The sequence below is a fragment of the Pseudomonas sp. AC239 genome (assembly GCF_979258545.1).
Genome location: NZ_OZ409864.1, coordinates 5,279,499 through 5,305,569 on the forward strand (window position 1 = coordinate 5,279,499; position 26,071 = coordinate 5,305,569).

Sequence of the window (26,071 nt, forward strand, 5' to 3'; positions counted from 1 at the left end):
GCCCAAACGTACTGCACGAGAGTCTTTTACAACGTCAGCTGCCCTCGCTCCTCCTCGGTCAGCTGCTGCTTCGCCTGTTCATCCAATGCCCCGGCGCCTAGCACCTGCACCGGGCTGTCCGGGTTGTAACCGGTCGCCGGCGCGCGACTGGCACCATCACGCGACGGCGCCAGTTGCTCGTTGCCGAAGCTGAGCACCTGCACAGTGAACACCGAGGCCTGGTTCTGCCGCGCCGCTGCCTGTTGCTGCCGGGCGACGTCTTCCGCCGCTTGCGTAGCGGAGGATGCCGCCGAACTGGCCGAGGTGATTGCGCCGGTATTCACCGCCGACACCACCGGCACGCCGGTTGCCTTGCCCTGTACCGAAATGTTCGCGGCATTGACCACCGTCAGCGCGGCGATGTTGACGTTGCCAGACACGCGAATCCCCGCTTCGCCGGCGTCGATGGTGCCCAGTGGCGCGATCAGGTCGATGTTGCCTGGCGCCACTTCGGCGATCGGGTTGAGCGTGGCGATACCGGCGCCGGTGCTCGGCACCGATGGCGACAGCGTGACGTTGCCCCAGCTGTCGTACACACGTTTTGGCGGCGTGTAGACCACGGTGGTTTTCGAGCCGCGACCGGCGTTGATGTCGCCCTCGGCGGACCAGCCGAGAATCGAGCCGCCGAACGTGGTCATGATCCGGCTCTGGCCGAGCAGAATGCTGCCTTGCGAGTACAGCTGAATGTCGCCCGAACCCTGAGTGATGATCCCCGCCGTCGACGGCGGCGCCGCGCCTTCGATGCCGAACACTTGACCACCACCTGGCGTAAGCATCTGGATGTCTCCGCCAAACAGCGTCTTGACCCCTGCTCCGCCGTACATCGTGATATCGCCGTCATAGCGAATCGAATTGCCGGCCACGTCGGCGGTCGGGAACAGCGCCGCAATGGCGTTGCGACCGCGCAGGTAACTGCCGGTGCGCGGGCCGTCGGCATCGGTGTATTCCAGGCCACCGGCTCGCAATTCGGCGAAGTACACCTGGCGGGCGAAGATCGCCTGCTCGGTACTCGGCAGTGCGGCGAAGAACGCTTGCGCCTGTTCGTCGCTACCCTTGAAGCCATAACCCAGGCTCAGCCAGCTCTGCAGTTCTTCGACGTAGGTCTTGACCACTTTGCCCGGTTGCGCGCTAAGGGCCACAGCCAAATCCGCGACGTTTTGCGGGTTCAGATAACGCGCAATAAACCGTAAGTAATCCGGCCCCTGCGCGCCCGCGCCCGCTTGCATCACGATGCTCGCACCGGGGCGCTGATCACCAGCCACGACAGGGCCGAGGCTGGTGATGCTGGCGCGATCTTCCATCAGGATATTGCGCCCGGCATTGACGTCCAGAACACCCGGGCCGGCAATGTCGAAGCTGCTGTAGAGAATGTCTCGCCCGGCCGAAACCCGCGAAATGTCGCGCGCATCGTTGTGCACGAACAGATTGCCGGTAGACGCGATCTGTTCGTTATTGCGACTCATGCCCCCAACGGGCGCAAACGTGGGTTGCCCCAAATGGGTACCGGACGCCACGATGTCACGCCCCGCCACCATCCACACCGGGCCTGCCGATTCATACCAGGTGCGCTTCGTGGTCGCGAACGCCAGCGTTTCGCCCGTGCGAATTCCTACCAGGTCACCGGTCAGTGCATAGAAGCGCGCCGGCCCCTGAACACTGCTCAACCCCGAGTAGCTATCGGGACCAAAGGCAAACAGTGGATAGCGCGAATTGGTTTGCGCCAGCACACCATCACTGCCGGCATTGGTCATGATCGGCCGTGCGGACTGGTTGTTGCCGTAGCCATTGAACGCGGGTGCAAACGGTGTGGCGAGCGCCGCCGGGCTGGCCCCTGACTGGTTGATGGCGTAGCCGCCGGCATAGATCGAATCTCCAGCGATCAGTTCAAGCTGCCCCGCGCTGGAAGGTGCCAACAGCAATGACCAGGCCAGAGCCGGCGCCGGGTTGCCTATGCCGTAGGCCGCTGATGGTCCCGCATAAATCGAGCCCAGGCCGGCCACGGCACGCAATATCGAAGGAAAGACGAAGCGGTCATCGGTCGGTGACCCGTTAAGCCCGGCGACGGGGTCCTGCCCGGTGGTTTCCATCAACTGGGTGCTGGGCGCCAGGTTGCCGCCGGCCGAGAACAAATCGATGGACGTGTGATCGGTCCACAGCGAGAAACCACTCAAACCGCCACCGGCATGGTAAACGCCATCCGCCGTGGTAAACGGTGTGGAGTTCTGCAACCGCACGCGGCCCGGATCGGCGGCGGCGCCCAACACCAGATCGCCGCGGGTGTTGAGGCGCATGCCGGAGTCACCGGGAATCAGCACCAGCCCACCACTGGCATTACTGGCCGTCGAGTTGAACGGATCGAAGGCGCGCGTTTCCCGTGGGTCATGAAACAGCGCCGAGGCGCCGTACTGCAGATTGATACCGCCCAACGCGGCGCCCGTCAGTTTCGCCGCACCGCGCAGGTTGATGAGCGCGCCCTGCAAGTCGTGCGTCGGCGTGCCGGTACCCGCCAGGCCGGCACGTGCCTGCAGAGACGGATTAAGGACACCGCCCAGACGAATATCCAGGTCTCCGCCACCGGTCAGTTGCACGTTCCCGTCACTGTCCACGCGGCCCGTACTGCCGACAGCCACGATCAACCCCTGACTGCGAGGGTACGACGCATACCTGTCGTCGCCCATGGCCTTGAGCATGCCAGCATCCCCGCCGGCGCTCAGACTGATGTTGCCGCCGCCCAGCGTACCGAACCCGGTAAAGCCCACCAGATAAGGTCTGGTTTCCTCGCCCAGCGCTGGCAATGGCTGCGCAGCGTAGCTGCCGAAATTGATCCACCAGGCAGTCGGTACATCGTTGTTGCCGGTGCCCTGGCGCCAGAGCCAATTGCCCACCGCCACACTCGGCACCTGCTCCCGCGTACCGTCGCCCGTGGCGACCGAGCGACGGCCAAGCACGTCACCGGACACAGACCCGCCGGCATTGATCGTCAGGTTACCGCCCATCTGCGGATACCAGGCCTGATAGAGGCTGGCACTGCCGCCATCGACCCATTTTTCGTTATCGCTGCCAGCGCTGCCCAATACCGAGCCATCAGCCGACAGCCTTCCGCGGGGCTGGTTATAACGCGCATCGACGTCTGCCGATTGGGTGCCGGCGGTGTAGACGCCGAAAGGTGAAGCCATGCTCAGGTTACCGGCCGCCATCAAATCCAGGTCGCCGGTGCCAGTACGCAAAACGCTGAACATCTGCGTGTGGGCCTGGGCGCTCTTGCTCGGATTGTTTTCAATGCACAGTGCCGGGTCGATGGAGCACCAGAACAATTCGTCATCGTTCATCGGTGTGTAATCCGGCATGCCCATCCAGTTGCCAGGCGCCCACACACTGCGCGCCATGGGCGCGCAAGAACCGGGAGCGATATCACAGAGCACAAGGTATTCCTCGGGAACCGGTTCGTACGGTGTAAAGCCATACTCGTTATCCACCGCCCAGACCAGTTTGCCGGCCACCTCGATCATGCTCACACCATAGTGAGTGTCGGCCATCTGCAAGTTGCCGACGCTGGCCTGAGGTTTCACGCTACGGCTGTCGGCCGCGGTCAGATCGGCCCCTGCCACCATGCGCATCGACCACGACGCACTGCCCGCCGGCAGCATGCTGGCGATCGCCCAGTTACGACCTTGCTGGTTGCCATTGGCAGGACGCAGGTCGAGGAATAGCGTGCCATCGGCGAGCTTCACGTTAGTCATGGAGGGGATCAGCGAACCCCGCAACAGCGCCAACGTTCCGTTCAACACAACACCCACCTTTTTATTGTCGGCATCAACCGCACCCGGTAGCGGCACGCCTTTGGGCCAGAGCAGGGCCTGCAGTGCGGTGGCGTTGTTCAAGCGGATACCTGCACCCAAACGACTGCCGGCCGGCAGGGTCACAGCGTTGTCGAGCAACGTACCGGCGGCATACATCAGGTTACCCGCCGCGTCATGCACATCGCCGGCCAGCACCGTTCCACCCTGTAACACGTAAGGTGCGGCCAAAGTGCTCTGAACCGGCAACACCGTGCCCGCAGCCAGTGTGGCGGCTTGAATCGGCAGGTCGTAATTCAAGGTGGCGCCAACCGGAAAGAGCGTCCCTTCGGCAAGGCTGACACCACTGCCCGGTACGATCAGGTCACCGCCGAAAGGCTGTATCCCCGGCAACAGTTTCCAGCCAGCGTCGTCCACGGTTTCCGGCGGCGGTGCGAAACCGTCGTTGATGCTGCCGTAGATATCGAGGTTGCCACCGGCACGGATCAACAGGCTGCCCGCTTCCCCGGTGCCATACACCGAGGTCCGGCGAGTGTGCGGGTTGAGGCTGGCGTAACGGTAGCCGGACAAGTCGAGATCGCCCTGCACCACCAGATCGCCGTCGGCGGTTTTGCTGACGATTTCCACCCCCGGGCGCAGATGAAACGCATCGGCATAGGTCGCATTGTTGAGGCCGGCCAGTTTGCGTTGTAGCAGATCACTGTTACCCAGCGCCGCATCGATAAAGCCGCTGCTGTCTGAGTGAATGCGGTCCAGGTAGGCTTGATCGATCACTTGATACGGGCGACCGCTGGCCGCCGGATCGGTGCCATCGGCAGCATCACTGTAACTTCGCACGGCATTCAGCCCGATGGAGCGGGCACCTTGAATATTCAACGTACCGCTGGCATCCACCGCGATGTCACCGCTGCCCAGGCGCGGTGCATTCAGCTCCAGCGTCCCACGCAACACGTCATCGCGTTGTCCCGCCTGGTTTCCAGGCACTGCATCGGTGCCGTGACGCAGATCAATCCGTGCACCAGCGGCCAGCGTCAGCACGCCGTCACCTGAATTGAGTTCAACCATGGCGCGGTTCGGTGCGTCGATGATTTTGCCGTAGCTGTCGACGCGCAGTACGCGGCCATGGGCATCGAGCAGCGCGTTGCCCGTCAGGCTCAAACCGTTTTTGCCGGCAAGGCGAATGCTGCCGACCCGTTCACCACTGGCATCGATCACCCCGTCCACGGTCAGGTTGCCGTTGTCCACCGAGACATTGACTTCGCCCGCTTTGAGTTCGTTACCGATACGCAGATCGCCCTGCTTGAACTGGAAGCTTCGACTGCCCACTACCCCGCCGGCATTCAAGCGCAGGTTAAGGCTGGCAAAGGCCTCGCTCAAATCACCCGCCAGGCGCTGGGCGCGAATGTCCACGCCACCGGCCTTGTACGGCACCCACGTACCGCCCGCGTCGTAATAGCCACTGCTGCTGCCGACAATCTGCCCTTGCAGATCAACCTGTCCAGCGTCAGTGGCCAGCGCCACAACGCTCAATTGGCCGGCCTGATTGTTGACGGCGGACAGATCGATTCGCGAGCCCGCCGACTGCCGAATATTGCCGTTGTTGCTCTGCAACGACACGTCCCCGCCCCAGCTGTATTTCTGCACATCATTGAACGGCAGAACCCGGCCCGCCATGTCCACCTGCGCGCCGCTGCCAAGCAGCAGATCATCCTCGGCATTGACCAGCAGCTTGCCGCTGGCGAGGACGATGCGACTGTCGAGCACGACACTGCGTGCCGTCAGGCTCAGTTGCGCACCGAGGGCATCCGCGGCAGCCGTTGTGGCGCTACCACTCAGATTCAGGTTGTTGCCCGCCTTGAGTTCACTGACCGAGGCGGCCTCGCCGGTCAGCAATGGCGTGCGCAGATTGAGATTGCCGCCGCTGTAGCTGAACCCCTTGACCGCGTCATAAGCCCCTTGGGATTCGTACACCGCCAGACTGCCCTTGTGGTTGGCGGTGATGCGCTCGCTGGCGTTGAGGTTGACGTTGGCAAACCCCAGGGCCAGTCGGTTATTGCGATCCAGGCCATTGGGCTGCGGGTTCGGGCCATAACCCAATTCGATCCGCTGCGCCTGAATATCCAGCGTACCGTGCCCGTTGCCGGCGCCGTCCTTGACCACCGTACCCGGGGCCTGAGTCGCCCCGTTCCAGATCAGATTGCGGGTGCGGATCGTCGCGACATCGGTGGCAGCGCCCGAGCCGTAGATGGCCGGGCTACCCAACACCAGATTCTGCAAACGGCTCTGGCCGGTCTGCGGATCAATGGTGTCGAGGGTCACGCTGCCGAAAAAGTTGAACGCATCGCGGGCCACCAGACTCAGGGTTTCCAGGGCGGGGGCGCCAGATTGCGTGTCGCCCTGCAACAGGCGATCCAGCACGTTCTGGTTAAGCGTCAGGCCCGCGGGTGTGCGGGAGCTGGCTGCGGCCAGTGCTTGCGCACTGCCGGCATTGACCACACCGACCGAAAGCCCGAGTTGGCGAGTGCCAAAGCGCACGCTTTCGCCCAGTTTGAAGTCTTTGTCAGTCGCGGCGATGATGCTGCCGTTGGAGTACAGCAACGCCGCAGCGGTGCAATCGGCCGTCGGACAGTTGCCGATACGAATGCTCCCGCCCCCGCCATCGGTGGGCGCAAGCACCGGCGTCCAGCTGTTGGACACCACCAGCAGGCTGGAGCGCCCCGGTTCGTAGACGAAACCGGCTGCGGCATCATACGGAACGTTACCTCGCCCCAAGGTATTGACGCCCGCTCCCGCATCGATGGTGATGCCGCCATTGGCGCTGTTACTGCTCAGCACAACCTCTGGCGCCGAGAGGATCGCGCCCTCGCGCAGACGAATCGCCGAGGTATTGCCGATCACCTTGATCGAGCCGCCCTCCGAACCGTAATACACGGTTGGGGTGCCACCGATGGTCAAACGTCCGGCATTCAAGCGGTTGAGGGTGTCGGCGTACAGCGATACACCGTCGAACCCTGGCGTTCGCGTATGCCCGGCACCGAGAATTTCAAACTCTGCGCCGGTATAACCGCCCTGCACGACCGCCGTACCAATGGCCCCGCCGCTGGCAGGTTTGAACAGCACCTGCCCGTTGAAATCCAGAGCTGAGTCGTGCTCGCCGCCACTGACCATGCGCAGGTGCAGCGTGTTGCCGTCCAGCGGTGTGCGGGCGCGCGGCAGACCGCGGCGGGCAGCATCGTTGAGCACAAATTGGCTGAACCCGGTTTCGTTGTACTGTGAATAGCGCCGCAGCACATCGGCAGACGTCACGATGACCTGGCTGGGCAAACTGTCGCGAATACCGGTGTTGGCAATCGACAGCTGTCCGGCCGTGGTCCACGAGCCATTGCGCAACTTCAACGCACTGTCCATCGGCCCCGCAATCGCTTGACCATTGATTTCGACCCGGAAGGCGCCCGGTAACAAGGCAAAGGTCGATGGCAACAAGGTGTAGGTGCCGGGTGCCAGTCCGGCAACGCCGGTCCCGAGGGTGATCTGCTGGCCGATACGCGGGTCGACCGCGCCGGCCTCGGCCAGCATCGGCGCATAGCTGCTCTGGTCACCGGCCACGATTGCATACACGGGGTTGCTGGCCAGCCCCGGCAAACTGAAGGTGCCATCGGTGGCATTGCGTACCAGCGGATTGAAACGCGCATCGGTGGAGCCACCTCGTCCGGAGACAAAACCGGCACCGCGCAAATCGCCGCCGCCCGAAAGGTCGATCACCGCCCCGGTCTGCACATTGGTGTACTGCGCATCAAGGATGACCCCGGAGGTCGCTCCGGCAATGCCATTCAACACTACCGACTTGCCGTTGTACCGATAGTCGATACCGTCGGTGGTTCCTCCATAGGGCATGACCAGTCCGGCGGCGCTGACTGAAGTCACGCTGCCCGGCAGAAGGTGAAGTTCACGGGTTTTGACGATGATGTCATCACCCAGGGATATCAGCCCCAAAGGCGCACGAATGACGCCGCCCTGCTCGATCTGTCCCGCACTGAGTGTCAGGCTGCCGAACACGGAGTAAGGCAAAGCGGTCGGCGCCGCCCCGTGATTGCCGATACGCAACGTATGCTCCGGCACCGATCCGGCCATACTTTGATAGCCCACTCGCACCTCAGCCGAGACGCCACTGGCCGGGTAGATCTGCGCAGCCCGCATGTGCATGTCACCCGCAGTCCACAGACGGCTGCGCTGCTGTTCATCGGTTGGCGCGAGAAAGCGCAGGTCGCCCTGGCTGTCGAGCGTGACCAGACCAAAGCCACGGCGGCTGACCGCCAGCGCCGGTGCGGCCGATTGCACGAGAGTCCCTTCGGTGCCGAATGAAAGCGAGTTGCCCAGGTCCAGCAGGTTCGCGCTGGCGGTGAATTGCGCGCCGGACAACTGCGCTGTCGGATTGCTCATCACCCGCGGACGCACTTTGACTTCCGAGCTCAAATAGGTGCCCAGCCCTGACAGGCGCAGGTAAGGTGCGCTGAGGTTGACCCGGGCGCTGTCACTCGCCGACTCGGCCAATGAAAGAGAACCGGCGAACAGGCTCAGGCCCTGTCCCATGTGCAGGTCGACATCGCCGTCGAACGTCATCAGACCGTTGCTCAGCAGACTCACGCTGTCGAAGCCACCGCTCATCAGCTGATCGGCACTCACGCGTGTACGCCCGTAGCGTAAAAGTGGCGAAGCCTCACCCGCTCGCAGCGGCTGCGGCAGTGCCGGCGCGGGCCCTTGGGCAATGATCATTTCACGTGGCACGCGCACCGCATTGCTCAAGTTCGCGGGACCGTACGCCGGTGTATCCAGAGCGATCTCCAGACGCCCGCCCGCCGCACCTGCACCGCCAGCATTGGCCTGCAGACTGCCCTCGATGAACAGACCATTGTAGGAACTCAGGGTGATCCGTCCGCCATCGGTGGCCACACGAGCGGGGCCTTGCCCACCGCTATCGAGCACGGCTTGCGCACCGGACGCTTCCAGTCGCGCACCGTGGCGGATGATGACGAAAGCATCAGCAGCGGTCGCCGTGATTTTCTTCACATCAATCTCGCCACCGACAATGATCGAGCCACCCTTGCCAACCTGGCCGTAGACGCGGCCCAGCGCATCGACAGCGGTCGCTGCCCGACCGGCGACATCGATCAAGGCATGTTCACCGATCCAGATCGAACGGTTGTGCGGGGTCGGATCGGCCTCTTGCAAGGACGTCGCCACATCAATCGCGCCGAACTGCTGTTGACGGATATCGACAGTACCGCCCCAGGCGTTGAGTTCACCCTCAAGCGTGATCTGGCCTGCCCCGCGCAAACCGATGCGCTGGCCGGGATCGACACTGATCCGTGAGCCTTCGCCAATCGACAACGGACTGCTGGCGGGATCAATCAAGCCAGCAAGCGTCGCGCCGGCCTGCAATGCGACAGAAGCGCCGGCTCTTTGCGTCAAGACGCCCTTGAGCGGGTCTTCCTGGAATAGCGCGGGCGTCCATAGCTCCAGCGCAGCGCGCGGCGACATACCGGACACAATGGTCGAGGCGGATTCGCCAAATCGATAGACCGGCATCTGCACATCGATCGCGCTTTGCGCGGCGACCTCCAGCCCCTTCAGACCGATGATTTTGTAAGCGCTGAACCCTGTGCTGAACAGCTCCGGCGTCAGGCGCAAGGTCTGTTCTTCGGACACTTCGCCGGCAGCGCCGATCCGCACCTTGCTGGCCTGCACGCTCAAGGTGCCGCCGCCGTTCACGCCATAGCCCTGCACCTCGCCATCGAGCACCATGCGCGACAGGCCTGGCGCACTGTTGGCGCTGGATTCAAGCGTCACGTCGCCACCCTTGCCGCCACGCGTCTTGCCGTTGGCCAATACCGCACCGCCCGACGAAACATCGACCAGGCTGCCACTGGCCAGCAGAATGTCGCCGGTACTGCGGATCGACACCGTCCCGCCATTGAGGTACGCCAGGCCGCCCGCGTCGTCCGGGTTACTCGACAGGTTGCTCCACAGACCGCGTGTCTGCAATTGCACACCCTGCGCAACCGTCACTCGCGCTTGCTTGCCTGCTGAAACCTGCAGACTGGTGTCATCACGCCGATCGGTGGCGAGCTGGTTCAAAACGTTGCCCAATTGCAGGCTGCCGCCTTGCGCAATCAGATCGGCATTGACCTGCACGTCAGGGCTGAACAGGGTGATGTTGCCACCGTGATCCACCGTCACGCCTTCATTGACTTCAATCGTGTTTTTCGCCGAGATCTTCAGCGCGCCCAGCGCGAAACCATTGAGCAGCCCGGCATCGAGGAACAGTTTGCCTGCGCGTTCTGCCGCGACCGCGTCGGTCAGCCCTGCGTTCGCTACGCTGGCATGCGCGCCCCCCACTTGCACCTGATCGAGCAACGGGTCGAGTTGATAGAGCAGGCCGGCACTGGCAGCGACATAAGCAGCATCGTAACTGCCAACCACCAACTGCCCTCGCCGCGCCCGGGCGGTCTGGGTCTGGGCATAGCCGTCCAGACCTGCCCGCGGTGCCTGGATTTGCCGTTCGCCTTGAAACACCTCGCCCAACAGCTGGCCTTCCAGCACGGCGTTGCCCGTGGCGACCACCAACTGGCCGGCATCCCGGCCAACGGTGTAACCCGCTTCCTGACGACGCGTCGGCGCTATCAGCGGGCTATAGAAATAATCCGTCTGGCCCCAGCGCTCGCTGTGACTTTCGTAACCGTTGTAAAGACCGTTGTAGAGAATATCGCCCGGCGCACGCGACACTTCGTATAACCGCCCGTCCGCACCGCGCAGCCAGCTCTGGCGAATCTCGCCGCCCTGCACATCAAGCGTGCCGCCGGACACATTGATCAGCGAACCTTTTTCGCTGATCACGTCCTTTCCGGAAAACCGCACCTCACCGCCCTGCGCCATCCATTCACCAACGCCATGGCCCTGAGTGCCGAGGTATCCGCCGACCTCCAACAACCCACCGGCGGTGTACCAGCGGTCGGTGGCGTAACCGTTGGTGCCTGCCGGCACGAATACCAGCTCACGGACATCGACCCAGAGGTCGTTACTGTTGAGCGCGCCGCTCTCGCGATTGACCGGCGCATCACGCTGCTCGTTGCCCTGAACGTTGATCTTGATGTTGTTGTTTGCCATCGCCACTTTGACACCGAGGGCGCCGGACACGTCGATCACCGCCCCCTCGCGCAATAGACTGCGCTGTCCGGCGGCAACTGCCACCTGCCCACCGGTGGCAAGGGTGATCGAGCCGCTTTTGAATTCGACGGTGCCGCCGCTGCCGATGTCGATGCGTGACTGATCGCTGCGGATCCGGTTGTTGGCATTGACGCCGGTCAGCGCGGCCTCGCGCTGGCTGTCCAGGGCCGTGAGATCACTGCTGTCGAGCACAATCGCACTGACGCCATTTTCGCCCAGGGTCACACGGCCTTGGGCATCGCTGGCCGGATTGAGCAAATGCACGGTGCCGCGCGTCGCCACCGAAGTGCTCGCCAGCAGCACACCGTTTTGCATAACGTCGCGGCCGGTCAGGGTGATGTCGCCGGTGGATGCCTGGATCAGGCCGGTGTTGCTGACCTTGCCCGAGCTGTCAGCCTTGAAACCGGGAATGACCTCACTGCCGAAAGTGGTTGAATAACCATTGCCGTCGGTGCCCGAGCCCTTGCGGATATAGAAGCTATCCCCGGCCCCCAGCACCGTCTGACCTTTGGCCGTACTGATCGAGCCATCGTTCTGCACGTCCTGGCCAAGCAGCAAGGTATAGCCGCCGGCGTCGGTGGAGAGCGCAGGTTGATGCGTTTGTATGGCTGCGCCACGCTCCACCAGGACTTTGCCAGCAGCGTCGGTAAAGGTTGGCTGACTGCCGGTGCTGTCGAAATACAGACCCCGATCGCGAAATTGTGCATCGGTCATGTTCGCGGCTGCCGCTACCAGATTTCGCACATTGACCTGGCTGCCACCGCTGAAGACGATGCCGTTGCGGTTGATCAGCATCACCGTGCCGTCCGCTTTGATCTGCCCCTGAATCTGGCTGGCCCGTGCGCTCGGATCGTTGACGCGATTGAGCACCGCCCAGTTGGCCTGCTGGGCAAATTCCACTGTGGTATTGCGGCCGACGTTGAACGTTTCCCAATTGAGAATCGCCTTGTCGGCGGTCTGCTCGATCTTCACCGTGGTCTTGCCGTCGGCCTGGGTCTGTTGCGGGCCTTTGGCGTTCATCCAGCCCTGGCTCAGGCTGTTATCGATCTTCAGGCCGCCCTCGCCCAATCCGTCCGGAACCACTTGCACACTGCCCAATGCGGCGGCACGTCCAGCGGCTTGTGCGGCCTGCTGAGCGGCAATCGCTGCCACGGTGTTATTGAGTGTCTGCAACGAGCGCTGCAACTGCTGGCTGGCCCGTTGCTGCTGTGCCAGCGGTGGGGTCATCCCCGGCAGACCGCCCCCACCCGGACGCGACGCCGACGCCTGCTGCGCTGCGCCCTTCGCGGCAAACCAGGTGGAACTGAACGCTGTCGCCGCCTCGGCACTGCCCGCCACCAGACACAAGGCGACGGCTTGCGCCAATGGCTTGAGCAGCCACTGTGCGGGATCGCCCGCGCCACGTTTGATCGGCCGGATACGGTTACTGTGACGGGAGGTGCGAGCAAGCATCACTACAGGTCCTTTTGGGTGGCAGGTCGGATCAGCCCTGCTGTTACGACATAGGCAGTTGGCGAGCCTCACGACCGAACGGATGTCACACAAACTTCATGATCGAGGAGTAAATCGGCAAAAAAAAACAGCAGCCCGAAGGCTGCTGCCGTTTCATTGCAGTTGAGACAAGGCTTACAAAGGACGACCAATGCCGTTGCAGGCGTTGGCGTTGTTGATGTCCAGGTTGTTGCCCGAGGTGTTGGTGATGAAGTTGGCGGTCACAGCGGTTTTCCAGTTGTTGGGAACCGGCGTGAAGCTGTGGGCGACGGTGGCGACGTTGTTGCCCGGGTTGCTGTAGTGGGTGGTCAGGAAGTTGCGCACGGCGGTGGCCACGGCTGCATCTTTGTAGCACTGGCCGAAGATGAAGTTGGTGTAAGCCACAATCGGGTAACCGCTTGCCGGGTTAGGCACGACCGGGGCCCAGCCAGCCGGGTTGGCAGGTGCGCTTGGCACCGGTGCAGTGCTCAGCGCCAGCGTCACGTTAGCGTTGGTTGGCTGGACGCCATTGACGCGGGCAACCACAGCGTTGCTGGTGGCGTTCACGCCGTCCGGACCCACATAGCCGATCGAACCGTCCACGGCGTTCACCGCAGTGGCTACATCAGCGGTGTTGGCTACGCCGACCCAAGTCGATGGCAGCGCGGAACCGGCCGGCAGACGAGCGTTGGTGAAGGTGGAGTTGACGGCGAATTTGCCTGGGCAAACGGCGTTCAGGTGGCGACTGAGGATTTCAGTGGTGCCACTGGACACGCTGCGGTAAACCACACGGATCGGCGTGCTGTCGGCGGTCCCCAGCAGAGTGCCCCAAGTGGTGGCGGTGCCCGACAGCGCATCGCACAATTGAGCGCTGGTCAGGTTAAGCGCGGTCTGACCGGTTTTTTTGTACGGAATGGCAACCGAAGTGGCCACCGATGGCAGCTGGATCAACGGGCCGTACGAAGCACCGAAGTTGGTGGTGTAGGTGCTCAGTTCCGCAGCGCTGAGGATCGAGTCGCTAGCGGCGAAGTGCACAGTACCGGTGGTGCTGAACTGGGCAGCGTTGTTGGTCAGGAAAGCACTTTTGCCGACGCCGCTACCGGTCACGGCGTAGCTGAAGTTGGCAGGCAGGATGCTGTTGGCAGAACCTTTGTACAGCGCGGCAGGCAGCGAGGCGCCACCACCGGTTACGGCCATGGCCTGGGCGGAAGCCAGAGCGGCGACGGTCAGTGAGGCGGCGATCAGAGTGCGCTTGAACATGAAGAATCTCCTTTTCAACTTGGTTTGGAACACAGGTTTCGGAAGGCTTGCATGACACCGGGAGGGTCCACCGCAGTGGAGCCGCAGGGAGAAATTCGCAGCTTCCGGTGACAGATAAAGGAAAAAACCTCGGGAGCTGCGCGGGGATTTTTGCGCAGATTTCTCGGGTGTTTGCGGTGGGTTGCGGCACGTCTGGATCGCGGGTTTGGCTGAATCGGGCTGGAGCCGTTGGCGGGTGGTTGCAGATGACAGAATGGAGAACCCGAGGATGATGGGATCGGGACTCGGGTGAGGGTCAGGCCGATGCAAAATATTTGAGTTTTGTGTTGTCGGGACTGGCGCTTTCGCGAGCAGGCTCGCTCCCACAGTTGAAATGCGTTCTTCTGTGGGAGCGAGCCTGCTCGCGAAGAGGCCGGCCCGGCCAACATCAAACCGGGCTACTGCACCAACTGGTTGATCTCAATAATCGGCAACAACACCGCCATCACAATCACCAGCACCACCCCGCCCATCACCACAATCATCAGCGGCTCCAGCAACGCGGTCATGCCCATCGCTCGCCGTTCAATGTCCCGCGATAGCGTCTGTGCCGCACGCTCGAGCATCGGCGGTAGCGAGCCGGTTTTCTCGCCGCTGGCGATCAAGTGAATCAGCACCGGCGGGAAGACATTCTCCACCCGCAGCGCGGCGGCGAGGTTGACGCCTTCGCGCACCTTCGCCGTGGCCTCGCTGACGCTCAGGCTCAAGCGGTCGTTGGACAGCGTCTGCCGCGCCGCTTCCAGCGCACGCAACAACGGCACCCCGGCGCCGCCGAGGATCGCCAGCGTGGACGCAAATCGCGCGGTGTTCAAACCCAAGATAAAACGCCCGAACAGCGGCAACTTCAGCACCCGGTGATGCCAGCTCAAGCGCGCCGCCGGATTGCGCAAATACAAACGCCAGCTCCAGAACGCCCCGGCCATGAGCGCCGCACACAACCAGCCCCACGCGCGAATGAAATCACTGGCGGTGAGCATCGCCAGGGTCAGCCCCGGCAAATCCTGCCGCGCTTGAGAGAACGCACTGACCACCTGCGGCACCACGTAGCTGAGCAGGAAAATCACAATGCCGATCGACACCAGCCCGACCACGCCCGGATAGATGAACGCAGTAAGAATCTTGCCGCGCAGGTTGTTGCGTTCTTCGATGTAATCGGCCAACCGTTCCATCACCTGGGCGAGATCTCCGGACTCCTCGCCAGCGGCAATCAGCGCGCGGTAAATCTCGGGAAAATCCCGTGGCCGCGACGCCAGCGATTCCGCCAGACGCATGCCGCTGCGCACATCGGCGCGCACGGCGCTGAGGGTCTGGGCGATGTGCTTTTTTTCGGCCTGCTCGACCGTCGCGCTCAGCGCTGCTTCCAATGGCAGGCTGGCACCGAGCAGGCTCGCCAGTTGCCGCGTGGCCCAGGCGAGGTCGTTGTCGGAGAGTCTGGCGCTGAACAAACCGCCGCCACCGTGTCGGGCGACGTTGCTTTCCTCGTGCACCGACAGCGCCGTCAATCCACGTCCGCGCAAGGCACTGAACGCCGCGCTCTGGCTGTCCGCCTCAAGGTGCCCGGACTCGATTTTCCCGGTGGCATCCGCCGCTTCAAAGCGATAGCGATTCATCAGGCGTCCCGTGTCACGCGAAGGATTTCTTCCGGCGCGGTGGCACCGCTGCGAATCCAGCGTTCGCCGTCCTCACGCAGACTGAACATTCCGGCTTTGGCCGCTGAGGCGCGCAGGGCCTGCTCCCCTGCCCCTTGGTGAATCAGCGTGCGGATGTCGTCGTCGATGCAGAACAATTCGTGGATGCCGGTGCGGCCGCTGTAACCGGTGTGATTGCACGCCGCGCAACCGAGCGGGCGCCAAGTACCGGGCGTGGCCGGGTCCTCTTGTTTGCACTGATTGCACAGGCGCCGCACCAGACGTTGCGCAAGGACGCCGAGCATCGATGACGCGAGCAAGAATGGCTCAACGCCCATATCGATCAGGCGATTGACAGCCGACACCGCGTCATTGGTGTGCAGCGTCGCCAGCACCAAGTGCCCGGTGAGCGAGGCCTGCACGGCGATTTGTGCGGTCTCGAGATCGCGGATCTCGCCGATCATGATGATGTCCGGGTCCTGCCGCAGAATCGCCCGCAGCGCGAGGGCAAAGGTCATGTCGATCTTGGCGTTGACCTGAATCTGGCTGATCCCCGGCAAATCGTATTCCACCGGATCTTCCACGGTGAGGATGTTGCTGGTGCTCGCATCCAGCCGCGCCAGCGCCGCGTAGAGGCTGGTTGTTTTGCCGCTGCCGGTCGGCCCGGTGACCAGAACGATGCCGTGGGGCTGGCGGATCAGGTGGTCGAGCTTGGCCAGCACCTGCGCATCCATGCCCAAGGTTTCCAGATGCAGGCGCCCGGCCTGTTTGTCGAGCAGGCGCATCACCACCCGTTCGCCGTGGCCGGTGGGCACCGTTGAAACACGAATATCGATCGGCCGCCCCGCTACGCGCAAAGCGATGCGACCGTCCTGGGGCAGGCGTTTTTCGGCGATGTCGAGCTGGGCCATGATCTTGATCCGCGACACCAGCGCGCCGTGCAACGCCTTGCGCGGCGAGACGACATCACGCAGGGTGCCGTCGACGCGGTAGCGCACCACCGAATGGGTTTCGAACGGTTCGATATGAATGTCGCTGGCCTCATCGCGCGCGGCCTGAGTGAGCAAGGCGTTGATCATGCGTATCACCGGCGCGCCGTCCTGGGTGTCGAGCAGGTCGGTGATTTCCGGCATGTCCTGCATCAGCCGATCGAGATCGACCTCGTTCTCAGCGGCGCCAACCACCGCTGCCGCACTGCCGGTGTCGGCGTAAGCGCTGGCGAGCAAACCGTCGAGCTCGTCATCACGCACCCGCTCCACCTGCGTCGCACCGAACTGCCGACGCACCTCGCTGATCGACCAGCCAGGTGTTGACGGGCACACCGTCAACACGCCATCGCGCAAAAGAATGCGCTGCGCCTTGGCCCAGGCGTAAGGCAATGCACTCATCGCCTACCCTCCTCACAATCCACTGTGGCAACAGCATCCCGTATGGCAATGGGATCCCCTGTGGCGAGGGGATTTATCCCCGTTGGGCTGCGAAGCAGACCCAAAACCTGAGAACCGGTTTCTACAGGCAAATCCCGTGTACCGGTTTTACGACTGCTGCGCAGCCGAGCGGGGATAAATCCCCTCGCCACAGTCATCATTCCAGTCAAAACCGGGTGCTCCCTTCAATCGGTACCGTGGCAAAGGGATGCCCTGTAGCAATGGGATCCCCTGTGGCGAGGGGATTTATCCCCGTTGGGCTGCGAAGCAGACCCAAACCTTGAGAACCGGTTTCTACAGGCAAATCGCGTGTGCCCGGTTTACGACTGCTGCGCAGCCGAGCGGGGATAAATCCCCTCACCACAGTCATCATCTCAGTCAAAACCGGGTGCTCCTTTCAATCGGTACCGTGGCAATGGGATGCCCTGTGGCAATGAGATCTCATGTGGCAATGGGATCCCCTGTAGCAATGGGAACCTCTGTGGCGAGGGGATTTATCCCCGTTGGGCTGCGAAGCAGACCCAAACCTTGAGAACCGGTTTCTACAGGCAAATCGCGTGTACCGGTTTTACGACTGCTGCGCAGCCGAGCGGGGATGAATCCCCTCGCCACAGTCATCATTCCAGTCAAAACCGGGTGCTCCCTTCAATCGGTACCGTGGCAATGGGATCCCCTGTAGCAATGGGAACCTCTGTGGCGAGGGGATTTATCCCCGTTGGGCTGCGCAGCAGACCCAAACCTTGAGAATCGATTTCTCCAGGCAAATCGCGTGTACCGGTTTTACGACTGCTGCGCAGCCGAGCGGGGATGAATCCCCTCACCACAGTCATCATCTCAGTCAAAAACAGGTGCTCCCTTCAATCGGTGCCGTGGCAATGGGATCCTCTGGGGCAGTGCGATCCCTTGTGGCAATGAGATCCCCTGTGGCGAGGGGATTTATCCCCGTTGGGCTGCGAAGCAGACCCAAAACCTGAGAACCGGTTTCTACAGGCAAATCGCGTGTACCGGTTTTACGACTGCTGCGCAGCCGAGCGGGGATGAATCCCCTCGCCACAGTCATAATCTCAGTCAAAACCGGGTGCTCCCTTCAATCGGTACCGTGGCAATGGGATGCCCTGTAGCAATGGGAACCTCTGTGGCGAGGGGATTTATCCCCGTTGGGCTGCGAAGCAGACCCAAACCTTGAGAACCGGTTTCTACAGGCAAATCCCTTGTGCCCGGTTTACGACTGCTGCGCAGCCGAGCGGGGATAAATCCCCTCACCACAGTCATCATCTCAGTCAAAACCGGGTGCTCCCTTCAATCGGTACCGTGGCAATGGGATGCCCTGTGGCACTGAGATCTCATGTGGCAATGGGATCCCCTGTAGCAATGGAAACCTCTGTGGCGAGGGGATTTATCCCCGTTGGGCTGCGCAGCAGACCCAAAACCTGAGAACCGGTTTCTACAGGCAAATCCCTTGTGCCCGGTTTACGACTGCTGCGCAGCCGAGCGGGGATGAATCCCCTCGCCACAGTCATCATTCCAGTCAAAACCGGGTGCTCCCTTCAATCGGTACGGCTTTGATCGTGGCCCGTGGGCCTGATGTCGGCCCCGGCGCTGGCACGCCTTGCGCGGCGCTTGGCAATTGCGGCGCCTGCATGTCGGGCATCGCCCAGCTGCGTTCCGGCTGCAAGCCGCCCTGGGCGCGGCGCATGAAGTCGTAGCGGTTGAGGGTGATGCTGCGCCCTGCTTCGCTGTCGCGGATGATGTACGGGCGCAGGAACACCATCAGGTTGGTCTTGGTGATCGCCCGGCGTTCGTTGCGAAACAGCGCGCCGATCCCCGGCAGGCTGCCCAGCCACGGCACCGCATCATTGCTCTGGCTGTAACCGTCCTGCAGCAAACCACCGAGGACCATGATCTGGCCGTCATCGAGCAGAATGCTGGTGTCGATCGCCCGCTTATTGGTGACGATGCCCGCCGAGGTCACGCTGTTGGACGCGCGCTCGTCGATGCTGCTGACTTCCTGATAGATATCCAGCTTCACCGTGCCGCCCTCGGAAATCTGCGGACGCACGTTGAGCTTGAGACCGACCTCTTCGCGGGTCACGGTCTGGAACGGGTTGTTGCTGGTGCCCCCGCCGCCGGTGACGTAGCTGCCGCTGACAAACGGGATGGTCTGGCCGACAAAAATGCTCGCCGCTTCGTTGTCCAGGGTCAGCAGGTTTGGCGTCGACAGCACATTGGTGCCGCCCTTGCTCTTCAGCGCCCGGGCCAGCACTTTCAGGTCGAGGATCTTGCCGATGCCGGGGATGTCGACCGTGCCGTTGACGTAGCCGAGGTTCAAACCCTGCGGCAGTACGTCGATGCTGTTCCTGGCCCCCGTGTTGAGACCCGCTCCGCCCAGATTGGCGCCACCGATCACGCCTTTGCCGCCGAGATTACCGGTCTGCCATTGCACACCGAACTCGCTGGCATCGTCCTCGCCGACCTCGACGATCAGGCTTTCGATCACTACTTGCGCACGGCGCTGATCGAGCAGATCGATGACCTCACGCAAGTTGCGATACAGCGGCTCCGGTGCGGAAATCAGCAGCGTGTTGGTGGTGGCATCAGCCTGAATCGTCACCCCGCCAGCGCTGAAAGCAACGTTCTGTTCACTGCTCTGCGTACCGCCATTGCTGGCCCCGCCGCCACTGCCCTGAGCATAACTGCCGCCGGTTGCGCCGCTGCCAGTCGTCGTTGAAGTGCCGGTGCCCGGTGTGCTGCTCTGACCGTTCTGCCCGGCATTGCCGCCGGTGCTGCTACCCATTGCGCTGAGCACCGACCGCGCCGCGTCGCTGCTGCCGCTGTCACTCTCGCCGGTGAGCAAACCGCGCAACGCCTGCGCGAGTTTCGCCGCTTGGGCGTTGCGCAGATAAACCACGTGCAGATTGCTTGGATTGCTCTGCGCGTTGTCGAGTTTGTAGATCAGGTTGCGCGCCAACTCGGTACGCTCGGGGCTGCCGGCGCGGATGATGATGGTGTTGGAGCGCGGGTCTCCGATCACCGCGATTTTCTGCGTCGGATCATTGCCCGGCGCGTCGAGCAAGTCGGCCACCATCGGCGCGATATCGGCAGCGATGCCGTTCTGGATCTGCACCACATCGGTGTCGATCGCGCTCGGCGTGTCGATGCTCTCGATCAACTGCGCGACGCGGGTGAGGTTCTCGGCGTAATCGGTGATCACCACGGTGTTGTTGCCCGGATAAGCATTGATCGGATTGTTCGGCGAAACGATCGGGCGCAGCACCGGGATCAGGTTGACAGCGTTCTCGTATTGCAGACGAAACGTGCGGGTGAGCATGCCGTTGCCGGCCGGTTTGTCAGCGCTGTAGATCGGCCCGCCGAGCAGTTTCGCGTCGGCCTCGGGAACCACCTGCGCCACACCGCCGACATCGACCACGCTGAAGCCTTGCATGCGCAACGCCGCGAGCAGCATGTCGTAAGCCTGCCGGGCCGGCACCTGGCCTTCCGAGACCAAGGTCAGATTGCCCTTGACCCGAGGATCAACGAGAAACTGCTGCCCGGTAGCACGCGACAGCGCACGCACCACCGCCTGAATATCCGCCTCGACGAAGTTCAGCGTCACCGGTTGCTCGCCCAACGGATTGCGCGCGACCGAGTTGCTCGTCGCCGCAGCACCACCGCGCCCGCGCTGACTGATGTTGTGCAACTGCTTGGGCACCGGCCGCGCCTGAGCCTGCGCCCGTTCGCGATCGGCCACCGCATCGCCGCTGCGCTGGGTGTTGGCCAGCGGCCGGCCGAGTTCGCTGTCGACCAACAGCGGCGGCTGATTCTGCGGCGTCGTGGTGCTGTTGCACGCGCTCAATGCCATCAGCAACAACGGCAGCGCCAGACGTGCCGATTTGCAGCGTGACTCCTTCATGAAGCTTCCTTAGCGCCCTGCGCCTGATCCATGCGAACGGTGCCTGACAATGTGCCGGCGGTGACATCGGTCGAGGTTTCGCTTGCGCGCTGCAACTGCGCCTCGACCACCTGCAGAGAAAGTTGTGACGGCTGGCTGAGCAGCCAGTCGAGCAGCGCATCGGCCGGCGCGGCGTCGACATTCAACTGCCACGCGCCGCCGTCTGCCGCTTGTAATTGGTAATGCCCGGCCAGCCCCGCCGCTTGCAGACTTTGCTCCAGCGACTGGCCAACGCTTTGCCCCTGCGGCCGCACATTGACGCTGCGCAACAGCACTTCCAGCGCCTCGGTTTGCGCGCGCAACTTGGGCGTTTCGTTCTGCCAAAAAGTGATTTTGGCCAGCGGCGGCTTGACCAGCGTCAGCCAGATCAGCAGACCGACAAGCACCACGGCCATGCCGGCGACCATGCGTTTCTCACGCAGCGCCAACGGCTGCCAGCGCGCGTGCAACTGACTGCTGAAGCGCTGCCAACGCGCACGATAGATCGCCAGCGTCGCCCTACTCATCGTCTGCTCCGCTGTCGTCGTCTTCGTTGGTGTTGGCGCTGGATTCATCGCTCGGGCGCAGCGTCCAGCCTGCGTCATCGGCAGTGACGCTGATGCCGGCCTGGGCCAAGGTGCTTTGCCAGTCCTTGTCGTTGCCGCCACGGTTTGCATCGCTGAGCAAGGCCAGTTGCAACGCACCGTCGCGGTAAGTCAGGCGCTCGACACTGCCAGCCATGAACGGCATGCCCGTGCCGGCCTGCAACACCAGCCGATTGAAGTTCTGCGCCGGGTCATCGACCGCGCCTTTTTGCCGTTGCTCCAGTTGCTGACGCGCCTGTTGCAGCGGGTTGAGAATCACCGGCAGTTCAGGAAACGCCTGCTTCACCCGCTGACTCATCTGCGCCTTGAGCTGCTGGCCCTGCCGCGCTTCGCGAGCGGCGTACAGATTCAGGCCGACCACCCAAACGGCCACGGCCAAAGCCACACACCCGAAAGCACGACCCCAACCGCGCTGCTCGCCGCCGGTTTGCTGCAGACCACCGTGCAAACCCCAACCGGGCAATGGTCCGATCCAGCGTTGTGTCGCGTCAGCTGCGAACGATGCCTCATCAACTTCGTCACCGAGCAACGGCTCAACCTGCGCACTGTTCAAACTCTCGCGCCGGAGCAAATGCCCGTCCGCCACACAAGCGACAACACCGGGCGCCACTGGCAGGCTATACGGCGCCGGATACAAGCCGCGCAGACTCAACCCTGCCTGCTTGAGCACCGCAGCCAGACGCTGCAAATGCTGCCGCGCCACCCAGGCGATTTGCACCTCCCCGCTCGCATCGCGAGGGCTGTGGCCGATATGCATCTGGCTGCTGTCGCCGAGCATCAACGCCTGCGCCGCACACTGCACAGCGGCCGCCGTTTTGTTCGCGGGCAGTGGCGGTAGATCAATGCTGGCGAGCAGGCTGTCGGCCGGATGCAGAAAACACAGCAGCGGTAGTTGCTTCGGCCGTTGCCCCAACTGACTCAAAGTGAGCCGTTCCTCACGACTGACCTGCCCCTGACGATCCAGCCAAACGCAGTTCACTTCGCTGTGCAACTCCAGCTCCGCCAGCGGCGGCAACGCGACGCGCAACTGGCTCATGCGCCCACCCGCGACCAGATCACCTGCGGCAGCCGATCCTCGCTGCGGTGCAGCAAAGCGTCGAGGCTGACCCGGCGCTGATCACGCCGCGCTTCACCGCGCAAACGAAACCAGTCACTGGTGATGCCGACCTTGACGCTGCTCACTTCCAACTGCGGCATGCGCAAGCGGTTCACAAAATCGCCACGATTGATAAACCAGCGTCCGGCGTCACGCTCGGCAATCAACGCCGTCGCCCGCTCCAGCGAAAGCCCCGGCACATACGCCGCCAGCACCTGCGCCGTCGCGGTGTTGCCGTTAATCCACGTCGTCGCCGGAATCACCGTCACGTACGGCGCCAGTTGGCCGATCAGCGCATCGGTCACGCCTTCGACGCTGCGCAAGTCATCGAGTGTGCGCAGCATCGGCACCTTCGGCGGTGGCGGTTTGTGATCGGCATCCGGCGAAGTCGCGCGGCCGCTGTCGAAACCTGCTTTGCCCGTCGCGCCAATCTGCGCATTCAGGAGATGCGGATACCCGGCAATCACCCGCTGACGAATGCGCTGCCCGACAACGGCGCTTACACCAATCAGCTCGCACAAACGCTCGAACGCCTGCACCTGCGCCTCATCAATGCGCTCATTGGCGACCAGATTGCGCAGGTTGAACTTGCCCTGCTCGTCCTCCAGCCGCCCGGCAAAACCCGCCGCCAGCAACGGCTGCGCCCAAGGCTGATCACGCCGGGTCAACGGATCACGCAGGCGCGCATCCCACAGCAACTGCCGGCTGATCTCCAGACCACCCTGCGCGACCCACCGTCCCTGCACCCGCTGCTGATCGGCCTCCAGCGCCCGGGTCGCCACGCTCTGACGCGTCAACATCCCCGCCGCAATCACCGCCACCACCGCGGCAATCAACAACGCGCTGATAATCGCCATGCCCCGTTGCTTCGCCCCGTTGAGCGAACCTGTGTTCACGGCCGGCCTTACAACTGCCAGGAACCGATATCGGCATTCACGCCATCGCCGTCAGGCTGGCCATCGGCGCCGAGGGAAAAGATATCGACCTCGCCATTCGCGCCCGGGTTGAGGTACTGATAAGGCCGGCCCCACGGGTCATTCGGCAACCGCTCCAGGTACGAACGCCAGTTGCTGTTCTTCGCATCCGCCGGCCGCTCGACCAACACCTTCAGCCCCTGATTCATGCTCGGATACGTGCCGTGATCGAGGCGATACAACTTCAACGCCTGCATCAACCCACCAATATCCTGCTTCGCCGCCGTCGCCCGCGCCTGATCCGGCCGGTCGAGCACCTTGGGCACCACCATCGCCGCCAGAATCCCCAGAATCACCACCACCACCATGATCTCGATCAAGGTAAAACCCTGCTGCCCACGTGGCATGCGCGGCGACTGACTGAGCGTTTTCAAAGGTGCGATATCCATCTCGACATTCCTGGCTTGATCCGAATTCGACGCGCAGTGTTGCAAGAAGATATGTCAGGGATGTTGAAAATCCTCGGGTGTTTCCGTCGTCAAGCCGTCAAGGACGGGGGTTAGCGTCGAGGGCTGGGTTTTGATTTTGGGCCATGTATGCGCGCGCGAACGCGAGAGGAAGGATTCACCCTGATTGAAGTGCTGGTGTCACTGGCGATTATTGCCGTCGCCATGTCAGCCGCCGTACGCGTCGCGGGATTGATGACGCAGAGTAATGGGCTGTTGCGGGATCGATCGATCGCGCTGATTGCCGCGCAGAGCCGGATGGCTGAGCTACGGCTGGAAGGCCGGTTGCCGAATGGGGTGAAGGTTGTTGAATGTGATCAAGGGCGGCTTATGTTGCGCTGCGAACAGGTGATCGCCGGCGCAGAGAATGGCCGGCTGCTCAAGGTTGGAATCCAAGTATTTGACCGCAACCAGGATGCGCCGCCACTCGCAAAACTGGAAACCCTACTGACCCGCCCACCGTAGGAGCTGCCGAAGGCACGGGCCGCGATCGGACGATCTTTTGATCTTCCTCCCGTAACAAACACAAATCCCCCTGTGGGAGCGAGCCTGCTCGCGAAGGCGCCAGCCCAAACAACAAATCAACCCGCTGGCGCCCCGCACATCACCCCGCCACCTCCAAATTATCCATCACCCGATTCACCGCCAGCTCCCCCAGCATGATCAGTTGAGCAACCCCCAGCAACGCCCGCCGCTGCGGCGCCGGCAACAAACTGGAAATGTCTTGAGCAATCGTCTTCGCCGAAGCAAGCGTTTCACTCGCATCAGCCAGCAGTTCTTCATTCTTGGTATCCGCCGTCACCGCATACATCCCACGCGCCTTGCGCGGCGGCGGCAGGAGATTGTTTGGAGACAGGTAATGATCGAGCGCGCGGTCGGCGGCTTCGTGGAGCTTGTTGGAATCTAGGGATTCGTAGGGAGACGTGGGATCGGTTTCGGGTGGGTTGGGTGTGGGTTTGATCATGGTGAAGCTCCTTGATGACTGGAGCCGCCACCGTTCGCGGTCAAACAAACAGGGTGGCAGCTGTACGCGGGTTGACCGACCGGACATCAAGGAATCCGGCACACCCGAAGGTGTCCCACGCACAGCCACCGCAACAGAATTTCAGACAATGCCTGAACAGGTGCAGAACGCTGGCGCGCCTTGATATTGGGCGGACGGTCAAATCCGATCGCTGATTCGTCAGCGACCGCACCACAATAGAACCCGCCCCCTAGGCGCACAAGCCGGCGGATTCTGGCGTAGCTGTAGGCAAAGGCGCAAGGATATGTAGCCTGGGAGCGTGACTGGAGATGTCTTTTTAAACGTTGGTGTTCAACACGTCCTATCGCGCTCCGATTTCTAAAAACGATCCGTCACCCGTTGCCAGGGATTACCTTAGCTCGCCCGGCCTTTATGACGCCAAACAGTCAACTAATAATTTGTAAGTAGATATTGAGCGCATCGCCTGCCTCGGGCATGCTGCGCGCAGCACATTTACATGGACAGTAAAACTTTATGCACCCCTCTAAGGATATGCCCATTCTTCTCGAGTACACGCTGGACACCATCGCACTATTTCGGCAGCCGATATCCATCGCCCCCTTATCGACTCCATTCAGGCCAAGGAAAACTGAAACTTTGAAAAGGAATTATTAATGAGTGGCAAACCCGCTGCGCGAGTCACAGACCCAACCAGTTGCCCGCTGCCTGGGCATGGCACAAACCCTATTGTCAGCGGTTCGCCCAATGTGAATTTCGATGGCCTTGCTGCCGCTCGAATGACAGATAAATCCGCGTGCGGTAGCCCAATCACGGGCGCCGTCAGCGCTACGGTATTCATCAATGGGCTGAACGCTGCGACTAAAGACAGTACCGGCGGCCACGGCAACGTGGTTATCGGCGGATCCGGCACCGTCATTATTGGCGACACCGTCGTATCAGCGCCCTTCAGCGGTCTGCTGCCAATGCCGGTGCACTTTAGTGACAAGTTCAGACTGGTTGACCAAGAGTCTGGAAAACCGTTAGCCAATTTTGAATACGCCATTCAACGCGCTGACGGCAGCATGGAACACGGCGTAAGTGATCCGATGGGATACACACACATAGTGAATTCGCACCTGCCTGAAACCATCAAGCTGTTTCTTGAGGATTAAGG

General features: G+C 62.4%; 12 protein-coding genes. 2 read left to right on the forward strand and 10 right to left on the reverse strand.

Going from position 1 to position 26,071, the window contains the following annotated elements; translation table 11 throughout:
• Positions 1–26 precede the first annotated feature (26 nt).
• The 9 genes from ACZ0AZ_RS23945 to gspG form a co-directional block, all read right to left on the reverse strand.
• On the reverse strand, positions 27–12,512 hold the full coding sequence (locus tag ACZ0AZ_RS23945) for a filamentous haemagglutinin family protein (RefSeq protein ID WP_463538309.1): 12,486 nt from the start codon (positions 12,510–12,512) through the stop codon (positions 27–29).
• 174 nt (positions 12,513–12,686) lie between these two features.
• Positions 12,687–13,790, reverse strand: coding sequence for a substrate-binding domain-containing protein (locus ACZ0AZ_RS23950; protein ID WP_463538310.1), 1,104 nt, complete (start codon positions 13,788–13,790; stop codon positions 12,687–12,689).
• Positions 13,791–14,227: 437 nt separating this feature from the next.
• Positions 14,228–15,439, reverse strand: coding sequence for a type II secretion system inner membrane protein GspF (gene gspF, locus ACZ0AZ_RS23955; RefSeq protein ID WP_041480124.1), 1,212 nt, complete (start codon positions 15,437–15,439; stop codon positions 14,228–14,230).
• Positions 15,439–16,845, reverse strand: coding sequence for a type II secretion system ATPase GspE (gene gspE / locus ACZ0AZ_RS23960; RefSeq protein ID WP_463538311.1), 1,407 nt, complete (start codon positions 16,843–16,845; stop codon positions 15,439–15,441). Before gspE ends, gspF begins: the two co-directional genes overlap by 1 nt.
• 1,567 nt (positions 16,846–18,412) lie before the next feature.
• The gene (gene gspD / locus ACZ0AZ_RS23965; protein ID WP_463538312.1) at positions 18,413–20,794 is read right to left on the reverse strand and encodes a type II secretion system secretin GspD; all 2,382 of its coding nucleotides are present in this window, start codon (positions 20,792–20,794) and stop codon (positions 18,413–18,415) included.
• Complete coding sequence (gspM, locus tag ACZ0AZ_RS23970) at positions 20,791–21,339, reverse strand: type II secretion system protein GspM (RefSeq protein WP_129999470.1); 549 nt, start codon at positions 21,337–21,339, stop codon at positions 20,791–20,793. The genes gspD and gspM overlap by 4 nt, the downstream gene beginning before the upstream one ends.
• Complete coding sequence (gene gspL / locus ACZ0AZ_RS23975; protein ID WP_463538313.1) at positions 21,332–22,453, reverse strand: type II secretion system protein GspL; 1,122 nt, start codon at positions 22,451–22,453, stop codon at positions 21,332–21,334. Before gspL ends, gspM begins: the two co-directional genes overlap by 8 nt.
• A complete protein-coding gene (gene gspK / locus ACZ0AZ_RS23980) occupies positions 22,450–23,370 on the reverse strand; it encodes a type II secretion system minor pseudopilin GspK (protein WP_258710070.1) in 921 nt (306 codons plus the stop codon). The genes gspL and gspK overlap by 4 nt, the downstream gene beginning before the upstream one ends.
• Positions 23,371–23,417: 47 nt before the next feature.
• Positions 23,418–23,876, reverse strand: coding sequence for a type II secretion system major pseudopilin GspG (gene gspG / locus ACZ0AZ_RS23985; RefSeq protein WP_056789534.1), 459 nt, complete (start codon positions 23,874–23,876; stop codon positions 23,418–23,420).
• A gap of 147 nt (positions 23,877–24,023) precedes the next feature.
• Here gspG and gspI point away from each other — a divergent pair, with 147 nt between their 5' ends.
• Positions 24,024–24,398, forward strand: a complete 375-nt coding sequence (gene gspI, locus ACZ0AZ_RS23990) for a type II secretion system minor pseudopilin GspI (protein ID WP_463538314.1) — start codon at positions 24,024–24,026, stop codon at positions 24,396–24,398.
• 139 nt (positions 24,399–24,537) lie between these two features.
• Here the strand turns inward: gspI and ACZ0AZ_RS23995 are convergent, their stop codons facing one another.
• Positions 24,538–24,897 carry a DUF6124 family protein gene (locus ACZ0AZ_RS23995; protein ID WP_016774969.1) on the reverse strand — a complete coding sequence of 120 codons (360 nt, stop codon included), beginning with the start codon at positions 24,895–24,897 and terminating at the stop codon, positions 24,538–24,540.
• A gap of 674 nt (positions 24,898–25,571) precedes the next feature.
• Here ACZ0AZ_RS23995 and ACZ0AZ_RS24000 point away from each other — a divergent pair.
• Entirely contained in the window at positions 25,572–26,069 is a 498-nt protein-coding gene (locus tag ACZ0AZ_RS24000; protein WP_463538315.1) for a PAAR domain-containing protein, read from the forward strand.
• Positions 26,070–26,071: the final 2 nt, after the last annotated feature.

Excerpts from the sequence above, each read along its gene's own strand:
- ACZ0AZ_RS23945 (WP_463538309.1), bottom strand. The coding sequence starts at position 12,512 with ATGCTTGCTCGCACCTCCCGTCACAGTAACCGTATCCGGCCGATCAAA.
- ACZ0AZ_RS23950 (WP_463538310.1), bottom strand. The coding sequence starts at position 13,790 with ATGTTCAAGCGCACTCTGATCGCCGCCTCACTGACCGTCGCCGCTCTG.
- gspF (WP_041480124.1), bottom strand. The coding sequence starts at position 15,439 with ATGAATCGCTATCGCTTTGAAGCGGCGGATGCCACCGGGAAAATCGAG.
- gspE (WP_463538311.1), bottom strand. The coding sequence starts at position 16,845 with ATGAGTGCATTGCCTTACGCCTGGGCCAAGGCGCAGCGCATTCTTTTG.
- gspD (WP_463538312.1), bottom strand. The coding sequence starts at position 20,794 with ATGAAGGAGTCACGCTGCAAATCGGCACGTCTGGCGCTGCCGTTGTTG.
- gspM (WP_129999470.1), bottom strand. The coding sequence starts at position 21,339 with ATGAGTAGGGCGACGCTGGCGATCTATCGTGCGCGTTGGCAGCGCTTC.
- gspL (WP_463538313.1), bottom strand. The coding sequence starts at position 22,453 with ATGAGCCAGTTGCGCGTCGCGTTGCCGCCGCTGGCGGAGCTGGAGTTG.
- gspK (WP_258710070.1), bottom strand. The coding sequence starts at position 23,370 with ATGGCGATTATCAGCGCGTTGTTGATTGCCGCGGTGGTGGCGGTGATT.
- gspG (WP_056789534.1), bottom strand. The coding sequence starts at position 23,876 with ATGGATATCGCACCTTTGAAAACGCTCAGTCAGTCGCCGCGCATGCCA.
- gspI (WP_463538314.1), top strand. The coding sequence starts at position 24,024 with ATGCGCGCGCGAACGCGAGAGGAAGGATTCACCCTGATTGAAGTGCTG.
- ACZ0AZ_RS23995 (WP_016774969.1), bottom strand. The coding sequence starts at position 24,897 with ATGATCAAACCCACACCCAACCCACCCGAAACCGATCCCACGTCTCCC.
- ACZ0AZ_RS24000 (WP_463538315.1), top strand. The coding sequence starts at position 25,572 with ATGAGTGGCAAACCCGCTGCGCGAGTCACAGACCCAACCAGTTGCCCG.